This window comes from Pseudomonas sp. LP_7_YM, from assembly GCF_004364435.1.
GTDB lineage: Bacteria > Pseudomonadota > Gammaproteobacteria > Pseudomonadales > Pseudomonadaceae > Aquipseudomonas.
Genome location: NZ_SOCT01000001.1, coordinates 433567 through 460244 on the forward strand (window position 1 = coordinate 433567; position 26678 = coordinate 460244).

At 61.4% G+C, this 26678-nt stretch carries 15 protein-coding genes and 1 pseudogene; 1 reads left to right on the forward strand and 15 read right to left on the reverse strand.

Annotated features, from left to right (window positions below; translation table 11 throughout):
* Positions 1-7: 7 nt before the first annotated feature.
* The 6 genes from EC915_RS02100 to EC915_RS02125 all read right to left on the reverse strand — a co-directional run bounded on the left by EC915_RS02100 (position 8) and on the right by EC915_RS02125 (position 5995).
* The gene (locus EC915_RS02100; RefSeq protein ID WP_133748865.1) at positions 8-1357 is read right to left on the reverse strand and encodes an MFS transporter; all 1350 of its coding nucleotides are present in this window, start codon (positions 1355-1357) and stop codon (positions 8-10) included.
* An 89-nt stretch (positions 1358-1446) separates the two neighbouring features.
* Positions 1447-2160 (reverse strand): SDR family NAD(P)-dependent oxidoreductase, encoded by a 714-nt coding sequence (locus EC915_RS02105; protein ID WP_133748866.1) that lies wholly within the window; start codon positions 2158-2160, stop codon positions 1447-1449.
* Between the two features lie 13 nt (positions 2161-2173).
* Complete coding sequence (locus EC915_RS02110) at positions 2174-3463, reverse strand: NAD(P)/FAD-dependent oxidoreductase (protein ID WP_133748867.1); 1290 nt, start codon at positions 3461-3463, stop codon at positions 2174-2176.
* 121 nt (positions 3464-3584) lie between these two features.
* Positions 3585-4511 (reverse strand): LysR family transcriptional regulator, encoded by a 927-nt coding sequence (locus tag EC915_RS02115; protein ID WP_133748868.1) that lies wholly within the window; start codon positions 4509-4511, stop codon positions 3585-3587.
* Positions 4512-4715: 204 nt separating this feature from the next.
* Positions 4716-5567, reverse strand: a complete 852-nt coding sequence (locus tag EC915_RS02120; RefSeq protein ID WP_133748869.1) for an oxidoreductase — start codon at positions 5565-5567, stop codon at positions 4716-4718.
* Between the two features lie 251 nt (positions 5568-5818).
* Positions 5819-5995, reverse strand: coding sequence for a DUF2986 domain-containing protein (locus EC915_RS02125; protein ID WP_133748870.1), 177 nt, complete (start codon positions 5993-5995; stop codon positions 5819-5821).
* Positions 5996-6172: 177 nt separating this feature from the next.
* On the opposite strand from EC915_RS02125, the gene EC915_RS02130 reads away from it, so the two are divergent.
* On the forward strand, positions 6173-7282 hold the full coding sequence (locus EC915_RS02130; RefSeq protein ID WP_133748871.1) for a saccharopine dehydrogenase family protein: 1110 nt from the start codon (positions 6173-6175) through the stop codon (positions 7280-7282).
* 118 nt (positions 7283-7400) lie between these two features.
* Here the strand turns inward: EC915_RS02130 and EC915_RS02135 are convergent, their stop codons facing one another.
* The 9 genes and pseudogenes from EC915_RS02135 to EC915_RS02175 all read right to left on the reverse strand — a co-directional run bounded on the left by EC915_RS02135 (position 7401) and on the right by EC915_RS02175 (position 26383).
* Entirely contained in the window at positions 7401-9119 is a 1719-nt protein-coding gene (locus EC915_RS02135) for an ATP-binding protein (protein ID WP_166650898.1), read from the reverse strand.
* A 211-nt stretch (positions 9120-9330) separates the two neighbouring features.
* Complete coding sequence (locus EC915_RS02140) at positions 9331-11751, reverse strand: TonB-dependent receptor (RefSeq protein WP_133748873.1); 2421 nt, start codon at positions 11749-11751, stop codon at positions 9331-9333.
* 146 nt (positions 11752-11897) lie between these two features.
* Complete coding sequence (locus tag EC915_RS02145) at positions 11898-12863, reverse strand: FecR domain-containing protein (protein WP_133748874.1); 966 nt, start codon at positions 12861-12863, stop codon at positions 11898-11900.
* A 100-nt stretch (positions 12864-12963) separates the two neighbouring features.
* Positions 12964-13461 (reverse strand): RNA polymerase sigma factor, encoded by a 498-nt coding sequence (locus tag EC915_RS02150; RefSeq protein WP_133748875.1) that lies wholly within the window; start codon positions 13459-13461, stop codon positions 12964-12966.
* Positions 13462-13667: 206 nt separating this feature from the next.
* Positions 13668-14009, reverse strand: a complete 342-nt coding sequence (locus EC915_RS02155) for a hypothetical protein (protein ID WP_133748876.1) — start codon at positions 14007-14009, stop codon at positions 13668-13670.
* Between the two features lie 99 nt (positions 14010-14108).
* Positions 14109-14573 (reverse strand): GNAT family N-acetyltransferase, encoded by a 465-nt coding sequence (locus EC915_RS02160; RefSeq protein WP_133748877.1) that lies wholly within the window; start codon positions 14571-14573, stop codon positions 14109-14111.
* Between the two features lie 48 nt (positions 14574-14621).
* Positions 14622-16688, reverse strand: a pseudogene (locus EC915_RS02165) (ATP-binding protein); the annotation flags it as partial.
* 235 nt (positions 16689-16923) lie between these two features.
* Positions 16924-17649: a Crp/Fnr family transcriptional regulator gene (locus EC915_RS02170; protein WP_133748878.1), complete on the reverse strand. Its 726-nt coding sequence runs from the start codon at positions 17647-17649 to the stop codon at positions 16924-16926.
* Positions 17650-17722: 73 nt separating this feature from the next.
* On the reverse strand, positions 17723-26383 hold the full coding sequence (locus tag EC915_RS02175) for a GH36-type glycosyl hydrolase domain-containing protein (protein ID WP_133748879.1): 8661 nt from the start codon (positions 26381-26383) through the stop codon (positions 17723-17725).
* Between the last annotated feature and the right edge of the window lie 295 nt (positions 26384-26678).

Consider the following 26678-nt stretch of genomic DNA (forward strand, 5'->3'; position numbering starts at 1 on the left):
TCGTGTCTCATTTTGGGAGGGGTTTGCCGGTGGAATCCTTAATGAACAGGATCGATATCAGGCCGACCACGGCGCCGGCGATCAGGTACCAGGCCGGAATCATCTGATTGCCGGTCGCCGAGATCAGCCACGTATTGATCAGCGGCGCGGTGCCGCCGAACAGTGATACTGCGATGTTGTAGCTGATGGCCAAGGCGCTGTAGCGCACGCGGGCGCTGAACAGCGAGGTCAGCGTCGCGGGCATCGCACCTTCGAAAAATAACTGAGCCAGGGTCAGTGTCAGCAGCGCGACGAACAGAAAACCGACCTTGCCGGTGTGCAGCAGCATGAAGCAGGGAAATGCCATCACGATCAGTAATACGCAGCCACAGAGGATCATGCGTTTGCGCCCGAGATGATCGGCCAGATGGCCCGACACGGGAATCAGTACCAGCATGAACAACGTGGCTGCCAGCCCCATGGAGAGGGCGAAACTGTTGCTGTAGCCCAGCACGTTTTCCAGGTAGCCGGGGATGTAGCCGAGAACGATGTAGTAGGTAACGTTGAAAACGGTCACCAGGCCCATGCACTTGAGCATCTGGGGCCACTCGCTGACCATCAGACGGAACAGGCGGTTTTTTTCGCCTGCTGAAGATGTGTGCAGGGCTTCGTTGTTGCGGATCTCTTTGAACACCGGGGTCTCTTCCAGGCCCAGTCGCAGGTAAAGGGCAATGAGCCCTAGCAGGCCGCCGAGGGCGAACGGTACACGCCAGCCCCACTCGGCCATTGCCTGATCGCCGAGGGCGAGGGTAAACATGCTGACGATGGCCCCGCCGAGCAGGAACCCCGAGATGTTGCCGAACTCAAGCCAGCTGGTGAAAAAACTGCGACGTTTGTCTGGCGCATGTTCAGCAATGAAGGTGCAGGAGCCTCCGTATTCGCCACCTGTCGACAGGCCTTGGAGCAACCTCATCAGGATCAGCAGGATCGGCGCCGCCACACCGATGCTGGCGTAGCCGGGGATCAATGCGATGGCGAAGGTCGCGACGGCCATCAGCGAAATGCTCAGCGACAATGCCGTGCGCCTGCCGTATTTGTCACCGATGGGACCAAAGATCAGACTTCCCAGCGGCCTGATCAGAAACCCCGCGGCAAAGGTGGCGTAGATCGCCATCAACTGAGCGGTGGGGTTGTCGTCATGGAAAAAGGTTTTGCCGATGATACCGGCCAGCGATGAATACAGCGCGAAGTCGAACCATTCGACCATGTTGCCCAGGGTCACGCCGATGACGGCTTTTGACAGCGGTCTGCGTGTTGGCTCGGCTGGCGTACAGTCGCTGGAAAATTCAGGAACAGCGGTAGCGTGGAGTTCGCCCATGATATTGCCCTCTGTAGTAGTTGTAGTAAGGCAGCAGTCAAAGGAGCGGGAAACAGGCCCACGTCTGGCGCGTGGGGCCTGTTTGGAGGTCAGCGCATAAACACACCACCAGCGATACACAGCGATTCGCCAGTGACGTAAGACGGCTTGCTGCTCAATTGCCATACCCAGTCGGCAATCTCTTCAACGCGCGCTGCCCGTTTGAGTGGAATGGACTCAATGGCTGCATCGATACGCCCGCCGGCCCGGGTACCTGCCGTGTCGACCCAGCCGGGTGCTACGGCATTGACCACGATGTTGTGCTCGGCCAGTTCAATGGCCAGCGAGCGTGTCATGGACACCACGGCCGCTTTTGAAGCGCTGTACAGCAGTTGATTCCTGGACACGGTGAATGCATCGACTGAGGCAAAAAATACAATGGAGCCGCCCCCGGACGCTTTCAGATGGCGGGTGCCGATGCGCGCGATGTTCAATGAGCCCAGCACGTTGATATTGAAGATTTTTCGGTACAACGCTTCGCTGTAGCTTTCCAGGGATGAGGTTGGAAAAACCCCAGCAGCGTTAACGATGGAACGCAGCGGCGCTTTGCCGCTCAGAGCGGCATCAATGGCGCTGCCCAATGTTTGCTCGCATGTGATATCGCCCGTCACAGGGGACAACAGGGGGCTGGCGGCTTGCTGATCGGGCGTTATGTCGACGGCCACGACATGCCAGCCTTCTTCCTGAAAACGTTGCGCGACGGCTTGACCCATACCCGACGACGTGCCGGTGACGATGACGCTGGAGTGCGGTGCAGTATTCATAGGGAGTGTCCGATCAAGCCAGTTGAGGGAGAGGGTTACCGGGCACCAGGGCCAGTTCCATGACGTCCAGTTGGCGTAGGGTGTCCTGATGATTGGCCAGCCATTCGCGTTTGACGATGTCGATGCGCGACTCGGCTGGCTGCAACCTGGCGAACTTGGCCGCAAGGCCTTTCATGCCACTGGCTCGCAGTTTGAGAAAGCGCATGACCAGTCTGGTTTGCTCGCAATAAACCGGCCATTGCGGACCCCGCGGCGCACCGAGACCGATGAAAAACAGGCCTTCCAGATTGGTCGGCAGGGTCATGGCCGCAGTGCGCAGCGGTGCGCCATCGCGCCACTGCAGCCAGTTTTCGTCGAGGAACGGCAGGCGGGTATTGAAACCGGTGGCCCAGACGATGGTGTCGTAATCGGCCTGGCTGCCGTCGCTGAACGTAACGGTTTTACCTTCGATGGTGTCGATGCCTGGAGCGACCTTGATGCGTCCGTGCTGAATCCAGTACAGCAGCAAGGTATTGACTACCGGTGGCTGTGCATCCAGATCGTAGGTTTCCGGTGCCGGCAATCCAGGGTAGTTTTTGTGGGTGCCAACGCTGGCCATGATCAGCATGTTCATGACCATGTTCTGCTGTTCTGGCGGCAGTTGCCCCAGCAACGGTAACTCCCCGCGAGGCAGGCCGAAGAGCGTCTTGGGCTGGAACAGCTGGCCACGGCGGATGGCGATGGTGGTGTCAAGGCGTGCCTGCGCGGCATCCACCGCCAAGTCGCAACCGGAGTTACCGAAGCCGACCACCAGCACCTTACCTTCGACCTGCTGCACGTTGCGGTACTCGCCGGAATGAATCGATACGCCGGTAAAATGCCGACCCACTGGCGGAACCTTGCAGTCCCACAAATGGCCGTTGGCGACCAGTACACCGGCATAGCGCTGGCTGCTGCCATCGGCCAAGATCACCTGCCAGCCCGCTTCGCCGTTTTCACCGAGCGGGGTGAGGTGGCGCACCTCGGTATTGAAGGTGATCCTCTCGCGCAGTCCAAACGCATCGGCGTAGGCGTTCATGTACGCCTTGACTTGATCCCGGCTCGGATAGACCGGGTAGTGCGCAGGCATCGGAAAGCCGTCGAAGCAGGAGCTGCTTTTGGGGGTGATCAGGTGCAACGCGTCGTAGTCGGTGTTCCAGTGGCCGCCGATGTTCGGGGACTTTTCAAAGCAGTCCACGCTCAACCCGGCGTCGGTCATGGTTTTCAACGCAGCCAGTCCGGCCGCTCCGGCACCAATGATGCAGTAGTGCAAGTGGTTGGACATTCTGACTCCCCTTCCTCGAACGTTGGACGCCCCGTGTCGGCGTCCGTAGCTTGAGTATCCTTGGGCCATACGCCTGGATGAATGGGCAAAGCCTTGTGTTTCCCATAGGTATCACCTATGGCTAGAGCATCTCCAGATGAGCGTATTGGTTCTGGATCCGCGACAGGTGGCTGCGCATCAGACTCATCAGTACCCGGGTCGGCGGTGAAATGGGCGTGTCGTGGCGGTGGATGAAGCCGAACACCTCGAAGATGGCAGGGGAGATTGGCACCCAGCCCAGGCGATCGTTGAAGCCCAACTGGTGCAGGATCGGCCGGGTAGCGATGACATCGCCCAGTCCACGGGCTGCCAGCTCGAACCCTGTGATCTGGTGCTCTACCTCGATGATCGGGTCCAGCACTTCGCCGCCCTTGGCTGCCAGTTGCGCCAGCAGCCGGCGGATGGGATCCCCGGTGCTCCAGCGCGCCTCTGTCAGAATCAGCGGGGCCACGGCCAGGTCACTGATCGATTTCGGCCCTTTCAAGCGCTCCGGGTCAGCGCTGATATAGCCGACCTGGGCTGACCACACTGGCTCGGTGATGGTGAGGTTCTGCTGCTTGATCGGCAGCATCACCAAGCCGGCCTCGATTTCGCCCTGGCTGACCAGCTCGGCGATCTCTGAGGAGTTGTAACCGACGATTTTGATCCGCATGTCCGGGTGCAGAGTGCGGAACTGCTCGATCAGGTCAGTCAGGAAATAATGGTGTGCTGTGCCGAACGTGCCAAAGCTGGCAACACCACCGGACAGCTCGCGCACCGCCTGCACCGCTTCGTAGCCCTGCCGGGCAGACGTCACCATGCCTTGAGCGAAGGGTTGCAACCGACGTCCGGCCTCGGTCAACATCAGCCGCCGATTGGTGCGGATAAAGAGGTGCGTACCAAGGTGTTCTTCCAGGCGCAGAATCTGCTCGGACAGCGACGGTTGCGAAATATGCAGGCTCTCCGCCGCCCTGGAGAATGTGCCGTGCTCGATGGCGGCGAGGAAGTAATGAAGCTGTTGCAGAGTCATGGTGCAGTCCCGTCATCGGTGTGACGTCAACATGACACAGCTCCGGGCTATCGCGAAGCCGCAGGCCTCCCGGGCAGGTGTTACATGAACACGTGGGCTGGGCCGGGCGCACCCATCAATTCACCCGCCAAGCCCATGGCCTTGCGGCGGGTGAACTGAGGCCCGCTCAGCGTGAAGCCTCAATCACTCGCCTGCTGTAGCCGGTCAACTCGGGAAGTCAGCCCCGACGCTTATCTCGCGCACGCCTTCGATTTGCTCCAGCCGCTTACGACGATCAGCCACCACGTTGTCATGCCCCCATTTGCCCAGCGGCAGGTGGCGCGGCGGCTTTTCCATTTGGGTAACGGCAATCATGGCCTCACCGGCACGCACCGGATCACCGGCCTGGCTGCCGCTGTTTTTCTTCGTCGACTCCAGCCGCGCGCCTGCGGTTTCCTTGTAGTCGGCAATTTTCGTGGTGGTTTGGCGCAACGAACGACCTGCCCAGTCGGTACGAAACGGCCCCGGCTCGACGCAGGTAACGGAAATGCCGAGCGGTTCCACTTCTGCGATAAGCGCGTCGGACCAGCCTTCAATCGCATGCTTAGACGCCGCGTAGTAGCCAGACCCCGGAAAACCAATCAGCCCGGCAACCGAGGTGATGTTGAGAATGTGGCCACTTTTTTGCGCGCGCATGATCGGCAGCACGGCGCGGGTGATGGCGAACAGGCCGAAGACATTGGCGTCGAACTGAGCGCGAATTTCGGACTCCACGCCTTCTTCAACGGTGCTTTGATAGCCATACCCGGCGTTGTTGACCAGCACATCGATCCGGCCGAATTTCGCCTTGGCCGCCGCAACGACTGCTTCGATCTGATCAGCCTTGGTCACGTCGAGATCCAGCGCCAGCACGCGGTCTTCGGCGCCTGCAGTCAGGTCAGCAACCCGCGATTTGTCTCGGGCGGTCGCGATAAGGCGCCAGCCGCGGTCGATGATCAGTTTGGCCAGCTCCCGGCCGAATCCGGTCGAGCAGCCAGTGACGAGCCAGACAGGGGTGTCGGTTTTAGCGGTTGTCATGATTCAGCTCTCCGTACAGTCAAAAAAGCGTGCTGCCTCAGGCGACCATTCCGGTGGCTCCGGTCTGACCCACGGCACGATGTGCCGCTCAGCGTGGTTTTCAAAAGCAGAGCGGCGGCGGTATGCACTTGGACCGGCGAGGGATGGCGTTCGTTTCCACTGATTGTGGTGCAGCGCACTGCCCTTTTTGGCAGGCGTGCTGAGTGCGCGAGCGAGAATGCTTGGGCCTGGTGCGACCGGGGACTGTGCTATCAGGGCTGAGCAGGAGAGCCTTCGGCAGCGGTGACCGATTCGCCACCGGCGTCAACCGCCAGTTTCGCCCGCTCGGCTTTGCTGATGTACCGGGGTTTGTTTCGTGGTGCCTTTTTAGCACTGGCCTTCTTGGCGTGGGCCTCCAGCAACTGCTTGATCTTTTTACGGCGGTTCATGGCTTTCACTCATCTGATCAACGTGCGGATGATATCAGCTCCAGGCCTCAACCGAAGGCGCGACGATCAGGTGAGCCGCAGTCCATGGTGCACGTTTCGCTGTGCACGTTAATGGCCATTGAGCTGCGCCATGCAGCCTTATACCCTGCCCGTCGGAGCATCTGCCAGGGAAACGCCATGCGCGTCATTGTTATCGGTGGTTTGGGTAATTTCGGAGCGCGGATCTGCAAGCGTCTCGCGGGCGTAGCCGGTCTGACGGTGGTCGCCGCCAGTCGCAGGCCGCAGGGAAGTGTTCATACGTTCGACGACGGCAAGGCGGTCGCCACTGTCGCGCTGGATATCAACTCAAGCGATTTTGAAACGCGCCTCATCGACGCGTCGCCTGGTCTGGTGATTCACTGCGCCGGTCCGTTTCAGGGCCAGGACTATCGTGTGGCCAAGGCTGCATGCGCTGCCGGCGCGCACTATCTGGACATCGCCGATGGCCGGGACTTTGTCGCAGATTTCCCTGCCAGCATGAATGCGCAGGCAAAGGCCGTCGGGGTGCTGGCCGTGTCGGGCGCCAGCAGCGTGCCCGGCCTTTCTTCGGCAGTGGTCGATCATCTCGGCAAGTCCTTCAGTCGCCTGGACGCTATCAGGACCGTGATCGCGCCCGGACAACAGGCCGCCCGAGGCGTCGCGACCATTCAAGGGGTATTTGGCTACGCAGGCCTGGGGTTCCGCCGCTGGAACGAGGGTGTCTGGCACACGCAATACGGCTGGCAGGACATCCAGAGCTTTACGCTCAAAGGCATGTCCTCGCGTTGGGGGGCCGCGTGCGACGTGCCGGACCTTGCACTCTTTCCCGACCGCTACCCCGGTGTACGCGATGTCGAGTTCCATGCCGCACTGGAACTGCGTATCCAGCACATCGCCCTCTGGTTGGCTGCCGCCTTGAGACGGCTGGGAGTGCCGCTGCCGATCAACGCCTGGGCAGCCCGGCTGGACACGGCTTCCAACCTGATGCTTGATCGCTTTGGCAGCGACCTGGGGGCGATGAAGGTTCAGGTGTGCGGGGTACTCAAGGATGGCAGAGAGGCCTGCTTGAACTGGCAGATCACGGCGCCCGATGGGCACGGCCCGCAGATCCCTTGCATGGCGTCTGTGTTGCTCGCCCAGAAGCTGGCTCGTAACCAGTTGCAGCAGACCGGCGCGTTCTCGTGCATGGGGCTGTTGAAGCTGGAGGATTTCGACGCCGAGTTCCAGCGTTGGAACATTACGTCTGATACGACCGAGCAGGGACGGTGATGCAGCGGCGGATTGCTCTGGTGACCCGCAACCTTGAACCGTTTCCCAGACGGCGAGCCGTTAACAAGGGACGCGTCCAGCCCGCCCACCCGAGCGAAACGGGGTAGGGCGAGGGCGTTCAGCTTTCTATGGCGCTCTTGATCCGGCTGGCCAGATCTTCCATGGAAAATGGCTTGGTCAACAAGTGCATGCCGGGATCGAGTTCTTCTCCCCAAAGAAGCGCGTTGTGCGCGTAACCCGTGATGAACAGGACCTTCAGATCGGGCCGCAGACTGCGCCCGGCATCTGCCACCTGACGACCGTTTAGCCCACCGGGCAGCCCGACATCGGTCACCAGCAGGTCGATCCGTCGGTTCGATTGCAGCAGCTGCAGCCCACCGGCGCCGTCCGCTGCTTTGAGGATGGTATAGCCAAGATCCTCCAGCACCTCGGAAATCAACATGCGCACCGTTGGCTCGTCGTCGATCACCAGCACCGTTTCGCCGCGCCCGGCCAGTGCCTCGGGTCGGGCTGCTTGCGTTTCATCGGTGACGATGTGCAACGTCGATCTAGGCAGGTACAGGGTCATGGTGGTGCCCACGTCCATGCGCGACTGAATATGGATACTGCCACCTGACTGGCGCACGAAACCGTAAATCATCGACAGGCCAAGACCTGTGCCTTTGCCGGTGGGTTTGGTGGTAAAGAACGGGTCGAAGGCATGGGCGATCACATCGCCGCTCATGCCGCTGCCGGTGTCGCTGACACTCAGGGTCAGGTATTGGCCGGGCGGTACTTCAAGCTCGTCTGCTGCTTTGGCCGACAGGCTGCAGTTGCCGGTGCGAATGGTCAGCGTGCCGCCGAGCACCATCGCGTCGCGAGCGTTGATGCACAGGTTGAGCAGGGCGTTTTCCAGTTGATTGGGATCGACCTGGGTCAGCCACAGATCGGCTTCGTTCTGGATGTCGATATTGATCTCCGGGCCGATGGTGCTGCGGATCAGCTCCAACATGCCGCTGACCAACTGCCTGGCATCGGTGGCGACGGGTTCCAGGGCCTGGCGTCGAGAAAACGCCAGCAGGCGGTGAGTCAGCGCGGCGGCGCGTCGAGAAGCTGCCTGGGCGGCCTCGAAGTAGCGCTCGATCTGATCCAGCCGGCCTTGACCGACGCGCAATCTGAGCATCTCCAGGCTGCCCATGATGCCGGTCAGCAAATTATTGAAGTCGTGAGCCAGGCCTCCAGTGAGTTGCCCGACCGCTTCCATTTTCTGACTTTGCCGCAGTTGCTGTTCCAGTAGCCGCTGGGCGGTCATCTCCACGCCGACGCCGGTACGTCGCACAGGATCGCCCGCGCTGTTGAAGTAGGTGTGGCCTCGCGACAGGACCCAGCGCACTGCGCCACCGGGATGAACAATGCGGTATTCCAGCTCCAGGTCGCCGCTGTTCACCAGTCCACCGGCCATGGTTTTGCGCAGGCTCACCAGATCGTCGGGATGCACATTGGCTAGAAAGTCCGGGCGTTTGATGCCCGCTGCGCCCTGGACAGGATCGATGCCGTACAGCTCGCTGATCCCCTCGTCGCAATAGAAACAGTCGTTGGACACCTGGTACGTCCATACACCCACCCCGCGCACTGCCGACAAGGCCAGCCGGGTGAAGTCCATCGAATCGTATAACGCAGTTTCGTCCTGTTCTTCGGCTACGACATCGCGCTGGCTTGTCTCATGAGACTGCATGACCCGCAACGCCGCATACCGGGCTTCCTCAGCGCTGGAGTAATGGCCTGCGCTGACCTGCGCGTCGAGGACGGCGGAAAGCGCGAGGCTGAGGGCCAGGTCCTGAGGTGCCCGGTACGACATTGAAATTCTCTGCATGACAAATTAAGCGAGCGAGTAGATATCACACAATGTGCGGCAGGAACAGTCTGTAGCGTCGGATCGCTGGCCTTTGATCAGCTGGTTTTTAACCCTCCCCGCACGATCAGTGCCAAGCCCAGAATTCGTTGATCGGTGCCTGAACGGCAAGGGGAGGTAAGCGCCGACCGTACAGGACCGGCGTATTTTTTTCAGATCAATAGGTCCAGCTCACCGAGGCCATGAGATTACGTGGCGCCCCGTAGTTGGTGGAGCCTGCGGCCTGGTACAGCGACAGCAGGTATTTGCGATCGGTGACATTGTTCAGGTTCAGCGACGTACTCCAGTGCTCGTCGATCTCGTAGCGGGTCATCAGGTCGACCAGTGCGTAGGCGTTTTGCCGCACTTGACTGTTGGTGTCCCGCTGGGTCCCGCTTTGCCACTGCACCCGGGTGCCGATGCGCGCCTTGGGCAGCCCGGGCAGGCGATAGGTCGCGCTGCCGCGCAGGCTGTGGGTCGGCACATACTGTCTGGCCTTGTCGCCGTTGTCGTCTTCGATTTTCACGTAGGTGTATCCGGCACCCATTTCAAGCCCGGGGAGTGCCTGGCCGGAGGCTTCGAGCTCCATGCCGTGGCTCTTGTAATTCATCCCTTGATAGACGTATTGGCCACCGACGATCTGCCCGGTCGCTTCCGCCACGTTCTGCTGCTCGGTCTTGAACAGCGCCGCTGTCATGGTCAGGCGCTCGTCGAGCAAACCGCCCTTGATCCCGACCTCCATACTTTTGCCTTGCAGCGGTTCGATCACACCGCCTGCGGTGCTGCGAAAATACTGGGGTTTGAAAATCTCGGTCCAGCTGCCATACAGGCTCCATTGCGAGTTGAGGTCGTAGACCAGCCCGGTATAAGGCGTGACCTTGCCGTGCTCGCGGGTGTCGTGGGGCGAGCCGTAGCCCAATCCCTTGCCATCGGCGCTGAGCATGCGCGCCCCGGCGATCCAGTGCAGGTCGTCGGTCAGGCTGAAACGCGCACCGGCGAACACGCTTTTCTGGCGGTCGGTGAGCAGCTGGGTGTTGAGGCTGTCGGTGTAGTCGAACGCCGGTTGCGGCACGGTGCCGGCCAGCGCGTCGGCCAGACTCACCAGTTGATAGCCGGAGGCGTCCTTGTAATGGCCCCGTTCGGTGTGGCGACTGCGCCCGTAGTTGGCGCCTACGGTGATTTCATGCTCGCGGCCAAACAGCTGGAAAGGCCCGGACAATTGCGCCTCGCCGGTCATTTCGTGCTCAACACTGGTGGTGCGGTTCATGTAGGCGAAGACATCGTCGGCAGTGGCCGGGATCGCATACAGCATCTGCGTATCCTGATGTTGGTTGACGCCGGTGAGGGTGATTTTGCCGCTCCAGCCGTTGCCCAAATCGTGTGCCAGTTCGGCGAACGCGCGCTGGGTGTGGATATTCCAGTAGGTCCAGGGCTGGCCGATGCTGGAACTGCGACTGCTGTAGTGAATGCGATTGCCGTTGTAGTCGGCGATGGGCAGGGCGCCCCAGGTGCTGCCGTTGGAGTCATTGCGTTGCTCAGAGAAGCCCACGGTCAGGGTATCGGCGTCGGACAGGTCGAAGGCCAGCAGCCCGGAGGCCAGATTCAGCTCATGGCTGTAGCGATCAAGATAGGCGTTGCCCTTGTCGTGGGCGTAGATGAAGCGTCCGCGCACGTTGCCGCTGTCGGTCAGTGGGCCGGACACGTCGAGCTCCACTCGACGTTTATCCCAGGAGCCGATGCTGCTGTCGATTTTCGCCTGGAACGTGTCGGTCGGCCGTTTGCGCACGAAATTGACCGTGGCCGAGGGATTGCCCGTGCCGCTCATCAATCCGTTGGCACCGTGCAGAACGTCGATTTGTTCGAACTCGGCCAGGTCCTGATCCCCCAGCAAGACGCCGGAAGAGAAGGGCATGCCCATGCCGTCATATTCGAAGTTGTCGATGTTGAACCCACGTGAGGTGAAGGCGGTGCGGTCGGTCTCGAACTGTTCGACGGTCACGGAGGGCGCGCTGCGCAACGCCTCTTTCACACTATTGAGCTTGAAGTCGTCGATTTGCTGGCGAGTCACCGTGGTAATGGCCTGCGGTGTTTCCCGGTTGCTCAGCCCCAGACGTGTGGTACTGGAGGCCGGTTTACCGCGATAGGTCTGCCCGGGAGCATCGTCTGACAGTGAGTGGTACTGGATCTGCGTAGCCGCGAGATTGACCGGGGCGCCTCGGGCATTTGCAGCGACCGGGACCAGATAAAACGTAGCCGCGTCGGTGCGTGCAAAGCTGTAACCACTGCCTTGCAACAGTCTCGCCAATGCATCCTCTGCGGAGTAATTGCCAACCACCGTATTGCTGCGTAACGCTGCGTCCAGATTGCCATCCAGCAACACGTTCTGCCCGGATTGCTGACTGAACATCAGCAACGCCTGGCGCAGTTGCTGCGCCGGGATATTCAGCGACAGCTTCTGCGCAGCAGTGGGTGCAACCGGGGACGATGCCCCGTAAGCCTGAACAGTGCCGATCAGCAATGTGCAGGCCAATGTCGCGCTCAATGCGCTGCGCTGCCAACGGGAGTCGCATGGGGTTGCGCGTTGCTGTTGCCTTGCCATTCAGAACGTTCCTATCAAAATGCACGAATATGCGAATACCTATCAGTCCGCTTAAGACGCACGAGCAATGGAAATTCCTGACAGCGTTATGAAATATTTCTGCGAATTTCGAAAAAAAGAGCAGACGTGCAGCGTTTGAAGGGCATTCAGGCGGGATAGATGAGCGTCACCAGGTCGGTGTAGCGCTGGGTACGCACCGACAGCGCTTTGCTCAGCACGTCGAGCATTTGTTCAGGTCGGTCAAGACTGAGGATCAGGCTGACTCGTCGTGCCGCCAGTTGCTTGTCCATGATGAACATTCGCCCCTCACGCCAGCGCTGCAGTTCATCGACCACCGTCAGCAGCGGCGTGTCGAAGAACACCAGACGCCCGTTGCGCCAGGCAAGTATTTGCTCAAGGTCTGCGTGCTGGATGGCGCCCGCCCGGTTGGCGGTGAGGTCAAGCGACAGGCCCTCTTCGAGATCGGTCTGCTGGCTGGCCGTTGTCACGCGAACAGCCTTGCGATTGACCGCCACCCGGGCTGAGTCACCAGTGCAAGAGAGGCAGAACCCGGCATCGGCCGACATCACTTGCCCAGCCTGGGTGCTGACCTTTAACTCCCCGGCCGCGCTCGGCACGACGTTGAAAAACGCCTCGCCCTGAAGCAACTCCACCGAGCGCCGTGTCGGAGAAAAATCCAGGTTCAGGGCAGTGTTGCCTGCCATATCGACACTGGACCCGTCCGGCAGGTGCACCAGACGCCGCTCGCCCACTGCTGTCCGTACATCGGCAAAAGGTGAGCTCATGCCGCTGAGCCAGAAGCGGGTCGCGCCTGCGGTGACGGCCACGGCGCTGGCCGCAATGCCCAGACCGACGAAGCGTCGACGCGAAAGTTGCGGGCGAACCACCGGTGCACGAGGGCGCAGCAACTGCGCCGAGGCCGCCCAGAGCGTTTCCAGTTCGGCGTAGGCTTGCGCATGCCGAGGGTCAGCTGCCATCCAGGCGGCCAACTCTTCACGCTGCGCCTGTGTTGGCGCGCCGGCCTGCATCAAGGCAAACCAGGCGCTTGCCTGATGAGTCACTTCATCAGCCTGTGAGGCGCAGGAATCGGGAAAGGGCGGTTCGGAGCTCATCAGGCAACCCGTTCAGTTGGCAATGCAGCGAGCCGCCGATTGTAATCCACCTTGCTTGAGCAAGTCGGCTGCTTCAAAACCGTGACAGGGCTAATGGCGTTCACTTGGCCATACCCAGCTTCAACAGCTCAAGGGCCCTGACCATGCGGCTGTAGGCGGTTTTAGGCGAGATGCCGAGGCGTTCGCCGATCTCGGCATAGGTCAGCCCCTCGACCCGTACCAGCACAAACACTTCGCGACAGGGCATGGGCATGTTCTGAATCACCTCGTCGAGTCTTGCCAACTGCTGGTTGGCAATCGCCGCTTGCTCAAGGGTCGGCGTGTCGCGCCCGACATTGCCTGTGTCCTGGATGTCCAGCGGCTCGCTTTTACGATGCTCCTGGCGTCGGGTGTGGTCGATGAACAGGTTGCGTGCGGCCGAAAAGAGGTAAGCGCGGAAGTTGTCGATGCGCGTGCGACCCATTTGTTCGGACAGGCGAATGAAGGTGTCCTGCGTCAGATCGGCAGCGGTTTCCTTGCAGCGCAGGCGGCGGTCGAGATAATCCTGAATTTCTTCACGATGGGCGAGATAAAGCGCCTTGAGATCTGAACCGGACATAGAGCCACCTGGGCGGGCATGCAAGCGAGCGAGCGGCGGAAGATATCACAAACGAGAATCGTTAGTGTTAATGGTTGGTGTGTGCCGTGCGCGCCGAAGCGAGACCTTAGCTGGCGCCACATCGGACTTAGGGAGCAGGCCGTCAGGCCAGGACAAAAAACCGCCCTCGGTCATGAGGGCGGTCAGGGTGGCTTACGCGAGAGCTGTTACCAGCGGCCGTCACCACGGCCCTGATCAAAGTGTCGACCGTAACCGCGGTCATCATAACCACGAGGCGGTGGCGGGGCGTAGCGGCGGTATTCCACGCGCTGCACAGGGACATAGGCTACCGGTTGGTACACCGGCTGATAACGCGGCTGTGGCCGATAATCCTGATAGTCGGCACGGTGATGATCGTGGCCGGAACCGCTGATCACGGTGGCCAGCACTGCACCGACTGCCGCCCCGGCGATGACTGGCACGACCATATCGCGTTCACCGGCTGACGCTGCGCCTGCAGCGACCAGGCAACCGGACAGGATCAAGGCTTGGGTCATCTTCGAAATCATGGTGTCTCCTCTGGCGAGATGTTTGGGTTCGCCATGGATCTATGAAACACCGGTTCGGTGTAAACGAACGTCCAGACTCCGTAAAAGTTGAGTAAAGGGTCAACACATTTGCAGCGACTTGCGCATGAAGACTCGAGCAAAGCCATCTTCCACGGCGCGATGAGTTTCCTGATAGCCCAGCTTGCAATAGATCGCCAGGTTTTCGCTCATCAGTTCATGGGTGTACAGCCGGATCCCGTCGCATCCCTGACTACGGGCGTAGTCCTCGCAGAACGCCATCAGCTGCTTGCCAAGCCCCCGGCCCTTGTACAGAGGCGCGACGGCAACATTGAGCAGCAGCATCTCGCTGTCTTGCAGGCTCATCACCAGTACGCCTGTGATTTCGGTGTCGTGTGTGTGCACGAACACCACCGACTCTGCGATCACCTGCGAATAATCTTCGAGCATGGGCCCCGGCTTCTGGCCGATTCTGGCAACGTAAGGCGCGTACGCTTGATCGACCAGCGCGGCGACAGATTTCACATCGTCTGGCTGCGCCCGGCGCAGTGTGGTAGTCGGCTTCATCGGGTGCTCCTTTGGATGTCCACAGGTCAGTCACGAACAGGGCGCTGCTCAGTTGCTCATCATTTCCCGAATGCGTGATGTCAGCGCATCCACCGCGAAGGGCTTGGTCAACACCCACATTCCCGCCCCGAGATTGCCATTGCCCACGACAGCGGTTTCCGCATAGCCGGTGATGAACAGCGTCTTCAGCTCGGGTCGGACTTCGCGTCCGGCATCAGCCATTTGCCGACCGTTCATGCCGCCGGGCAGGCCGACATCGGTGATCAGCAGGTCGATGTGGACATCGGAGCGCAGGACGGTCAGCCCGGCCACGCTGTCGGCGGCCTCCAGAACGGTGTAGCCCAGGTCAGCGAGGACATCCATCAGCAGCATGCGCACGGTCGGCTCATCATCCACCACAAGAATCGTCTCGCTGGCTGTGGTCACCGGCCTGTGAGACGGGCCGAACTGGCTCTCTTCGGCGATCGCCTCGCCGTCGTAGCGAGGTAGATAAATGCACATGGTGGTGCCTTCGCCCACCTGCGAGTGAGCCCGAACCTGCCCGCCGGATTGCTTGGCGAAACCGTAGATCATGGACAGGCCCAGGCCGGTGCCCTGACCGATGGGTTTGGTGGTGAAGAAGGGGTCGAACGCCTTGGAAACAATCTCCGGCGACATGCCTGTACCGGTATCGGTGACCGAAAGGGCAACGTAGGCGCCTTCCGGTATGTCGTGCGCATCTGCCATTTCGCGATCCATCCATTGGTTCGCGGTCTCGATGGTGATACTGCCGCCTTCGGGCATGGCATCGCGGGCGTTGATGCACAGATTCAGCAGCGCGTTTTCGAGTTGACCGGCGTCGACCAGCGTTGCCCAGAGACCGGATGCACCCAGGGTATGGACGCGAATGGCCGGGCCCACGGTGCGCTGGATCATCTCGGTGATGCCCAGCATCAGCGCGTTCACATCCGTCGGCCTGGGGTCCAGGGTCTGTCGACGGGAAAACGCCAGGAGACGGTGAGTGAGCGCAGCGGCGCGGCGTGTGGCTGCCTGCGCGGCAACGATGTACTTGTCGACATCGTTGAACCGGCCCTGAAAGATCCGGTTATTCATCAATTCCAGCGCCCCGGAGATGCCGGCGAGCAAGTTGTTGAAGTCATGGGCGATGCCGCCGGTCAACTGGCCGACAGCTTCCATTTTCTGCGACTGGCGCAGCTTTTCTTCGACCTGCATGAGGTCGGCGGTACGTTCCACGACTCGTTGTTCCAGCGTGTCGTTCAACGCCCGCAAGGCGGCAGTGGCCCTATCCCGTTCATCTTCGACCGAGCGGCGCTCTTCGACGTCGATCAGTACACCGGGAAAGCGTAATGGTTTGCCATCCTCGTCCAGCTCCACCCGGCCATTGGCCTCCAGCCAATAATAGGCGCCATCAGTACGCTGGACGCGGTATTGATGCGCGTAAGCGCCGCCGCGATTGACGGCAGCGGTAATGGCGGTCTTGAGGCCCTCACGGTCCTCGGGATGAACCGTGGCCATGACCTGTTCAAGGCTCAGCCCCTCGCGCCCCAGCGTCGGGTTCAGACCAAATGCCCGGGCGAATGCGTCGTCCACGGCAAACCGATCGCTGGGCAGATGCCAGTGCCAGGTGCCGATGATTGCCCCGGCTGCGAGGGCCAGTTGCACCCGTTCGACGTTTTCCCGGGCAATCGCTTCGCTGACCCGCAGACGCTCCTGAGCGCGTCGTCGTTCGCTGACATCGCTGAAGAAAATGGCGATCTGCCGGTCCGCCGGATTGCCGACACGGATAGCCCGGACGTCGAACCAGCGCTCGAAGGCTTTCGCGTAGTTTTCGAAGTTGGCGGGCTCACCGGTCTTCGCCACGTGGCCATAGGTTTCGAACCAGAACTTTTCCAGGTCCGGGGCAAATTCGGTGATCCATTTTCCGCGCAGGTTGACGCCGGTCTGTCTTTCGAACGCAGGGTTGGCTTCGACGAAGCGGTAGTCCACGGGGCGGTCATCAGCGTCGAATTTCACTTCAACAATGGCAAAGGCCGCTTCGATGGTTTCCAGGATCATGCCGGAGCGCTCATTGCTCTGGTGCAAAGCGGCTTCGGCGGAGCGCATACCCGCCAGTTCCCTACGCAAGCGCGCGACTTCGGCCTCCAGCTCTTCGCAAATCAGGGTGTTCAGAGCGGCCCCCAATGACACATGTTAATTTCCCGTGATGCTGCTGACAGCGGAATGTCGATGCGCCATCAAATCAGAAATGGCCCAAAGATGCACTAGGCGGGGCTGGCTTGTTTTTTGAAGATAAACAGTTACATCGGTGTATAGGCGGCAGAATCAAAGGCCTCGGCAACCCATCCCGCGGTCAATCAGCCTGCCTGCGGGTGTAATGCAACAGCCGGTCGGTTTCGTTCTTGACCACCACATAGCATTCGCAGCTGAGCCTTTCCAGGCGAGGGCGGTCGAGGATGGTGATCTGGCCGCGGCTGTATTCGATGACCCCTTGGCGCTGGAGTTTGCCAGCGGCTTCGGTGACGCCTTCGCGGCGCACGCCGAGCATGTTGGCGATCAGTTCCTGGGTCATGTTCAGGCGATTGCCTGACAGGCGATCCAGCGATAACAGCAGCCAGCGGCACAGCTGCTGATCGATGGAGTGGTGGCGGTTGCACAGGGCGGTCTGGGACATCTGAGTGATCAGCGCCTGGGTATAGCGCAGCATCAACAGCAGCAGATCACCGTGGCGATTGAACTCTGCCTTGAGCTTTTCGCCCGGCAAGCGCAACGCCGTCCCGGCGCTCTGTACCACGGCGCGGCTGGAGGTGCTTTCGCCGCCCATGAACAGTGCGATGCCGATCAACCCCTCATTACCGACAATGGCGATTTCCGCCGAGGAACCGTTTTCCGTGACGTGCAACAGTGAAACGATGGCATCGACCGGAAAGTACACGTGGCGCAAGGTGTCGCCCGGCTCGTACAGGACATCGCCCAGCGCCAGGGTGACATGCTCAAGATGCGGCGCCAGACGCTGCAGGTCGGCGGCTGGCAAGGCTGCGAGCAGGTGATTGTGGCCGGGCTGGAGAGAAGCATTCATGGCGGGGCACCGAGGCGGAAGGGGACTGCAGTTGCAGGGTACTCCTCTGTCCGCCAAGGCTGGGGTTTGTTGTTTATTTAACGACGGCGTGCAGGGCCTCCACTGACGGTTGCCGGGAGGCGGCGCGGCAATGGACCACGACGCTATGTTGCACGCTGTCATCCTGCAGAACCAGGCCGCTGTCGCCGAGCGGTTCACCGTCGAGGATCATGACGGTCACCGCTCCCTCACCCCGACGCACATCGAAGTGATAAGGCGTGGTGCCGAAACGGTACTGCAGTTTGAAACCGGGCCAGTCGTCGGGGATCAACGGCTCGATGCGCAGCGACAGACCGTTGCGTAGCACCCCCAGCAGTGACTCTACGATCAAGCGGTACATCCAGCCCGCTGAACCTGTGTACCAGGTCCAGCCGCCGCGACCTGCATGGGGGGCAGCGCCGTAGACGTCGGCTGCCATGACGTAGGGTTCGACCTTATAGGTGTCGACGCGCGGCATGTTCGCCGGGTGGGCGGGGTTGATCAGGTTCAGCACTTCCCACGCCTTGCCAGCGTCCCCGAGTTGCGCAAAGGCCATACCTGCCCAGACCGCTGCGTGGGTGTATTGACCGCCGTTTTCCCGCACGCCAGTCACGTAGCCCTTGATATAGCCGGGGTCCAGAACACCGTTATCGAAAGGCGGATCGAGCAGCAGCACAGCGCGAATGTCAGGTTTGATCAGATGCTCCTCCAACGAGTGCATGGCCTGACGCTGCCGGCTTATCGAACCTGCGCCGGACAGTACCGACCAGCTTTGCGCGATGGAGTCGATGCGGCACTCGACGTTGCCCGCCGAGCCCAGCACCTGACCATCGTCGAACCAGGCGCGGCGATACCAGGCGCCGTCCCAGGCGCTCTGCTCGAGGTTGCGTCCAAGCAGGGACGCATTGTCGCTGCAGAGCTGGGCGAACGGCGCATCGCCATGCAGACGCGCGGTCAAGGCGAACTGTTCAAGTACCTGATGGCTGAAGAAGCCCAGCCACACGCTCTCACCAATGCCATGCTGGCCGACGCGATTCATCCCGTCGTTCCAGTCGCCGCAGCCCATCAGCGGCAGCCCGCGCTGACCCCGGCGCAAGCTGTGCTCGATGGCACGAACACAATGTTGGTAAAGCGTTTCACGGGTTGGTGAGAGCCCCGGCAGGTCATAATAGGATTCCTCACCCGCTGACAGTGCGCGGCCTTCCAGATAACCGGCAGATTCTTCCAGCACGCTGACATCACCCGTCAGCTCGATGTAACGGCTGGTCGCGGCGACCAGCCACAGGAAGTCATCGGAGCATGCGGTGCGTACGCCACGATTCATCGGCGGATGCCACCAGTGCTGCACGTCGCCTTCAAGGTATTGGTGGCTGGCACACAACAGCAAATGCGCGCGGACCGCAGCCGGGTCGGCATGGATCATCGCCATGCTGTCCTGCAACTGGTCGCGGAAACCGATGGCACCGCCTGACTGGTAATAGCCGCTGCGCGCCTGGAAGCGGCAGGCAATGACCTGATACATCAGCCAGCCGTTGACCATGACATCGACCGCCGCAGAGCCGGTTTCGACCCGAATGACGCCCAGCACGGACTGCCAGTGATCACGCACTTTCTGCAGTTCTGTGGCCGCCACCTGGGTACCCCTGAATTGCTGAACCCGCGTTGTGGCGGCCTGGCTCGAGCTCTCGGCCCCCAGACGCAGAATGACCTCCCGGGTTTCACCGGCCCCTAGCTCGACCGCGACTTGCAGCGCGGCGCAGGGATCCAGGCCACCCCCCATACGCCCGGACAACCCGGCATGGCGCATGGCTGCCGGGGCTGCGAGTGTGCCGCCGCGACCCAGAAACTCGGTACGGTCGCCACTGACGCCGTGATCGACTGTGTCGGTATCGAAGAACGCCACACGTTCGGAAAACTCGACCGAGTAGGCATTGCGGGCGAAGAGCGCGCCGCTGGCCGGGTCCGCTTGGGTCACCACATGCATCGCCGATTTGCTGCGCAGGTCACCCAGCACCCACTCCACGTAGCCGGTGACGCTCAGTGAGCGATTGCGACCGGAGCGGTTGCTCAATAGCAGGCGCGAGAACTTGATCGGCGCATCCAGGGCCACGTAGATCCACAGTTCGCTGTGAATGCCGTCTTCTTCATGCTCGAACACGCTGTAGCCAAAGCCGTGGCGTGTTCGATAGGGGCCGCTGCCGGGGCAGGGTTGTGGTGTCGGGGACCAGAAGTGCCCGGTCTCTTCGTCACGCAGGTAAATGGCTTCGCCGCTGCGGTCGGTCACCGGGTCGTTGTGCCAGGGCGTCAGGCGGAACTCATGGGCGTTTTCGGCCCAGGTATAAGCGCTGCCGGCCTGGGACAGCACCGTGCCAAGGTACGGGTTGGCCAGCACGTTGACCCACGGCGCCGGCGTCGGCTGCGAAGCCAGGCCGGTGATGACGTATTCGCTGCCATCGGCACTGAAGCCGCCGTAAGCGTTGCCCAGCAGCAGTGCGCAAGGGGTCGACTGCGGCGCCCGAGGGTTTGCTTGATAAGGCCGGGTCGCCACGAAGGGGGCATACACTGGCACCAGTCGACGGCGATGCAGCTGTTCGCTCAGCGTGCCCAGCTCTTCACTGAACACCAGCCTGGCCACCGACAGCACCAGGGTTCGATCTTCACTGGACATCTGCTGGGTCTGGCGCACGAATATTCCGCCCGGACGATCCACCAGGGTCGCTTCACTGCCTGAGGTAACCAACCCCATGATCGCGTCCTGCAGCTGCTGACGATAGCCAGCCTGGTCTTCGTTCCAGATCACCAGATCGACCACCAGACCCTTTTGCCGCCAGTAAGCGTGGGCCTGAACCAACTGCTGCACCAGCTCTATGTTTTCCACGCTGCGGATCTGCAACAGCACGATCGGCAGATCGCCGGAAATGGCCTGGCCCCACAGCGCCGACTGGTTACGCCGGTTGGCGGTCAGTACAGCGCCGCCCGCACGCATCGCCGCGTTGGCATAGAGCAACGAGGCAGCCATCTGCTCGAACAGCCGGGCATCCCTCAGTGAGGCATTGAGCTGGCGCAGCAGTACCTGGCTGTGAGTCCACGACAGATCGAAAACCCGATCCGCCAGATGACGGTCGCGGTATTTGTTGATCAGGAACAGGCAGCCGTCGCGGCTCTCGGCGACGCCGGTCACCAGGTCGATGGTGCCTTGCTGGCCGGGTTCCAGGGTCACTCGGCAGCGAATAGCCACGACAGGGTCCAGTACCGGTCCGGCGGTGCCGGACAGCAGCGTGCAGTCGGAATCCAGAGCGGCAGGGCTGACCAGGCTGCGATCACGACCGATGAATCGGGCGCGATCGGTTTCATACGAGATGGCATCCAGATCGACGCCATGGGCCGCCAGCAAGTGGCACATCCACGGCGTGGATTCGTCGCTGGCCCGGGGCCGTCGGCTGCAAACGATAGCCTGCAACTGCGGCAGCAACTCGGTCTGCACGAACAGCTTGCTGAACGCCGGATGCATGGCGTCGTTGCTTGGCGGGGTCAGCACCACTTCGGCGTAGGTGGTGATCTCCAGGGTTTTGGCAACCGAGGCTCGGTTGGTGATGTGCAGGCGGCGCAGCTCGATGTCGTCCTCGGGCGAGACGACGATCTCCATGTGGGTATCGAAATCCAGATTGCGCGCACGGAACTCGGCCCTTGAGTCGCTGAAAATCGCCTCATGACTTTCGGGGCGCTGCAGCGTGGGTTGATGCGCTGCCGACCAGAAGGTGCCGGTCTCGACATCGCGCAGGTAACAGAACATGCCCCAATTGTCCTGCGAGCCGTCTTCTTGCCAGCGCGTCAACGCCATGTCGTGGCGACGGCTGTAGCCACCGCCGGCACTGGTGAGCATGACGTGATAGCGACCGTTGGACAGCAGTTGCACCGCAGGGCGTTTGCGTCCGGGGTCGACGAATACCCGCAGCCCGGTGTCCTGGCCTTGGGCGCCATCGTCGGCGATAGGCGACTGCGCGGCCTGCAGATACGGTGCGGCAGCGCTGGGGATGCGTTCCTGCAACAGCAACAGGGTCGATTGCAGCGCCGGGTCAGCCTCGAACCGCCGTTGCATCGGCTGGTCGAGCAAAACGCTGGTCAAGGCCAACAGGCTCATGCCCTGATGGTGCGCCATGAAGGATTGGACGACGGCAAAGCGCTGGCCGCGAGGCAATCGGGCTTCGGTATAGTCGACGGCCTCGTAGAGGCCAAAACGCCCTGCAGAGCCTTGCTGGGCGAGGCGTTGCAGGTTCTTGCAGGCGGCATCGGCATCCACCATCAGTGCCAGTGCGCTGGCGTAGGGTGCGATCACGATGTCGTCGCTCAGGCCACGCTTGAGTCCTAGGCCCTGAACGCCGAAGGCGCGATATTGGTAATTGAAATTTGCATCGAGGGTGTAATAACCCGATTCCGAGACCCCCCAGGGAATGCCCAGATTATTGCCATGCTCGATTTGCACTGCGACCGCCGAGCGGCACGTCTGATCCAGCAGACTGCCATCGTAATTGGGCATCACCAGCATCGGCATCAGGTACTCGAACATCGAGCCCGACCAGGACAGCAACGTGGGTATGCCGGCATTTTCACCCAGCAGCCGACCCAGGGTGAACCAGGCGCGCTGAGGGATCTGCCCTTGGGCAATGACGACGAAGTTGGTCAAGCGTACTTCGGAGGCCAGAAGGTCGTAATGACCGGTATCCAGTCGGCGCTCGTCAGCGTTGTAGCCAATGACGAACAGGTCCCGGGGGCTGTCGTAGAGCAGCGAGAAATCCATTTGCGCCAGCGATGTGGCCAGTGAGGCGAGGCGGTCAAGGTTTTCCAGACGTTGCGTTGCAGCGGCGCGTACTGGCTCGACGGCCGAGCGGTGTTCATCTGCCCAGTGCGCCAGATCCAGGGAGGCCAGCTGACGCAGGCTATACGGGGTAGACGGTATGGCTGAATGAGCCGTGGCGAGCGGCGCCGGCAGCCGATAGCGCTGCAACTCTTCGCTCCAGTCCAGGCACTGGCGGGTGAATGCGTCCCGCCAGTATTGGCTTTCATCGTCGCTTTGGGATGGTGCCTCGGCGATCAGGGTGCTCGCGGCGTGCAGCATCTCGGTGAGGTCATCGATGTCCAGAGCCTGGGAAAGCTGCTCAAGGCGCTTTCGCAGTTCGTTGAGTGCTTCATTCTCGATGCCTGCTGCCTGCTGTGCCTCGGCAAGGGTATCGAGAGTGTCTTGCAGGCCTTTGGCCATGGCCGGGCCGAACAGTGGCGCATCGGCCAATTGCACCAGGCCGGTGCGCAGGGTCAACAGCAGACCGACGAGGTTGCCGCTGTCGACGGTGGAGATGTAAAGCGGGCGCAGCGGTTCGCAGGTTTGGGTGTCGTACCAGTTATAAAAGTGCTGCTGATGACGTTCCAGCCCGTTCATGCTGTCCAGTGACGCTGCCAGCCGGGTCAGCAAGCGCTCGGTGCTCAGGTAACCAAAATCGTGAGCCGCCAGATGGGCGAGCAGCGCCATGCCCATGTTGGTCGGCGAGGTGCGATGCGCGATCGCCGGTTTCGGGTCTTCCTGCACGTTGTCCGGTGGCAACCAGTTGTCCTGCGGGCCGACATAGTGGTCGAAGAACGCCCAGGTCTTGCGGCTCAATACGCGCAGAAAGCGCAGCTCTTCGTTTGAGGGGGTGAACACCGATGGTCGAGGAGATGCACTGAGTCGCCATGCCAGCCAGGGGCCGGCCAGCCACGCCAGCAAAACCGGGCTTGCGATGGCCAGCGCCAGCGGGTGGATGATCAGAATGCCTGCGCAAACCAGGGCTGCGAAGGGCCCCAGCCACATCTGCCGATACAGACCGCAGAGACTGTTGCCCAAGGTGCGCTCGACTTCACGAGAAGGCTGCCATTGCAACAGCAGGCGACGGCTGAAGCCGATACGCCACAACGAGCGCAGGATTGCATCGGCACTGTAATACATCTCGAAGGGCAGCCAGGCGATGGTCAGGCAGGCGCAGGCCAGGTCGTGGGCCAGATGCCGTGACACAGCCCCAAGATGTGGGCGGTAGGGTACGTCGGGGGGGACATACAGCAGGTCGGTCAGCGCTCGAAGCATGGGCTGAATGATCAGCAGCCCGGCCACCGTCACGGTCCACTCCAATGGCGCGCTGCTGGCGAACCAGCCCCAGGTCAGCATCAACAATAGCGCCAGCGGCTCCAGACTCCGACGCAGGTTGTCGAGGATCTTCCAGCGCGCCATGAGGCTGAGGCGATTGGGCGCCCATACGCCATCGGCATTGCGTGCGCGGGGCAGCGTCCAGGGCAGCAACTGCCAGTCACCGCGAATCCAGCGATGTCGGCGCTTGACGTCCACCGCGTAGCGCGATGGATATTGCTCGTAAAGCTGCACGTCACTGAGCAGCCCTGCGCGGGCGTAACACCCCTCGATCAGGTCGTGGCTGAGAATCTGGTTATCCGGCAGGCAGCCTTCCAGGGCCTGAGTGAATGCGTCGACGTCATAAATGCCTTTGCCGATGAATGAGCCTTGCTGAAACATGTCCTGATACACGTCCGACACTGCCCGGGTGTACGGGTCCACACCCGCATCGCTGCCGAACAGGCGGGCATAGATCGAGCGTGTGGCGCTGGTCAGGCTGATACCCACGCGTGGCTGCAGGACCGCATAGCCGGACACGATCTGTTGATTGGCGTCGTTGAAAACCGGTCGGTTCAGCGGATGCATCATCGCTGCCACGCACTGGCGGGCAGTATCGCGCGGCAGCAGCGTGTCGGTGTCCAGAGTAATGACGTAACGCACGCTCTGTAATGGCTCGATATCCCCGACGATCGACTGGAATCGCTCCCGTCCTTGGCCACGTAACAGGGTATTGAGTTCGACCAGCTTGCCGCGCTTGCGCTCGTGGCCCATCCAGACCTGCTCGCTTGGGTTCCAGAGACGCGGGCGATGCAGCAGGAAAAAACGGTCGCCGTGCTCATCGGCGTATTTTTCATTGAGCGAGGTAATCGCCTGGTTGCCTTTGGCGAGCAGCTCGGCGTCCAGCGGTTCGGACGCTTGAGCCGCGTCAAGAAAGTCGCTGAGCAGGGCGAAATAGAGGTTGCGGTCGCGGTTGGCCAGAAAGCGCACTTCCAGACCTTCCACCAGTTCGTCGACATCCGCCAGCGTGGCGATCAGCGTCGGAATGACCACCAGGGTGCGGGCGCTGTCGGGAATGCCGCTGGCGTAATCCATTTTCGGCAGTACGGCAGGCGGCATGCTGAACGTCACCAGCCAGTTGATCAGGCTGATGGCCAGTCGGCTGGTCATGATCAGACACGGAATGGCCAGCAGCAGTGCGCTGGCCCACGCCCGGTCGCCAGCGGCGGAAGCGAGCAGGGGCCAGGCGAATACCAGCGTCAGGAACGCGATGGGCGCCAGGTAGAACATGATCGGTGACAGCAGCACCAGACGCTTCCAGTGCTCATGAATCGGCACCCTGGCAGCGAGTTGTCGTTCAAGGGTCCAAAGCCCTGCGCTGATCAGGTAATAACCGACGTGATGCGCGAGCCGGTCGCCGGGAGCGCTGTCACGTTGCTGTGAGGCCAGATCGATAGCCGCACGGGCCACCTGAATCTCCGAGTATCCAGCGCTGCGTCTGGCCAGCCGTTCAATGACATGTCGATAGCTGTCGCGCGTGCTGAAATCCATCGCCGGGTAAATCCGTGCTGGATCTTCAGCCAGGGTCTGCTCGACATGGCTCATCCTCTCCACGAACTCACGCCAGTCGGTGGCCGACAACACACGCAGGCTGCCGATGCTGTTGCCGATGGAGACCTGATCGGCCGCTTGCTGTTGCGCATCGAGTTGCACCTGACGCTCGATGCTGGAGCCGGTCTCGCTGAGCACTTGCTCGATCCAGTTCAACGGCATGGCCAGGGCTGCGCTTTGCCCCTGAAGGCGCCTTGTGAACTCGGCGACGAAGGCTGCGGTTATCGGTGGCGCCGAGCGGGCCATGTCGGCGACGGTGAGCACCACGCTCTTGCTGTCCTGCTCGGAAATTTCGATCAGGCGCTCGGCCCAGTCGTCGGCAAGGTTGCGCTCGTCGGCATTGGCCATCACCCGGGACGCGACGCGGCGCAGGTTTTCGATCAGCGCCAGGCGCAACATGATCGGGATCGCCCATAACTCGCCAAGGGCCAGCGGCATCACCGTTTGATAGGACTCAATGAAACGGCTCAGGCTCTGCTCATCAACGCGCCCGTCGCCATGGGAGATGGTTTCCAGGGCGATGTCATAGACCCGTGGCAGCCCGGCAGACGGACCATTGCTCAGGCGTGGCAACTCGCGGCTGTAGCCTTTGGGCAGATGGGTTCTGGCGGTGCGAATGTGGTCTTCGACCAGAAAGTAATTGTCCAGTAGCCATTCTGCTGCCGGCGTCACCCGGCGACTGGATTTCTGTGCCTGGGCCAACGCTGTGCAGCTGCGCACGAGCAATTGTTCGTTGTCGTCGAGTCGGCTCAGCATCGAGTCGCGTGCCGACAGGGCACTCAGGCGATGCAGCCCGGCCAGCGCTATGCCGTGGCTGGCCATCTGGTCGGCGCTGAACAGCTCTGAGCGCAGGATGGCTTCGTATTCGAATCGTGGGGAGGAGGATTGGCCGGTTCGGCAAAAATCAAGGGTGCGGACGGCTGTTTTCTGTATGCGTGTCCATATGCTGTTCATAGAATCTCAGGTCTGAATGCGCCCTGCGGATAGCGCATTTGAGAGGTGCACCAACGCATCGCGCCAGCACCGAGCAGCGCCTTTGGGACGTAGCTTTGCAGCCGTGAGTGTGGGTCGTGCCTGGTTACGCTGTCTGTGCGCTGGCGCACATAGCGGGGTGCCGTGGCAGCTCGCTATGCCCTGCGGCTAGCGCGTGATACCGATCAGTGACCCTGTGCATACGCTGATTTTGAGACGCGTTATCGAGGCCGATGACTGAGTTGCCATTCAAGATCTCACGCCAGCGGTCACAGCC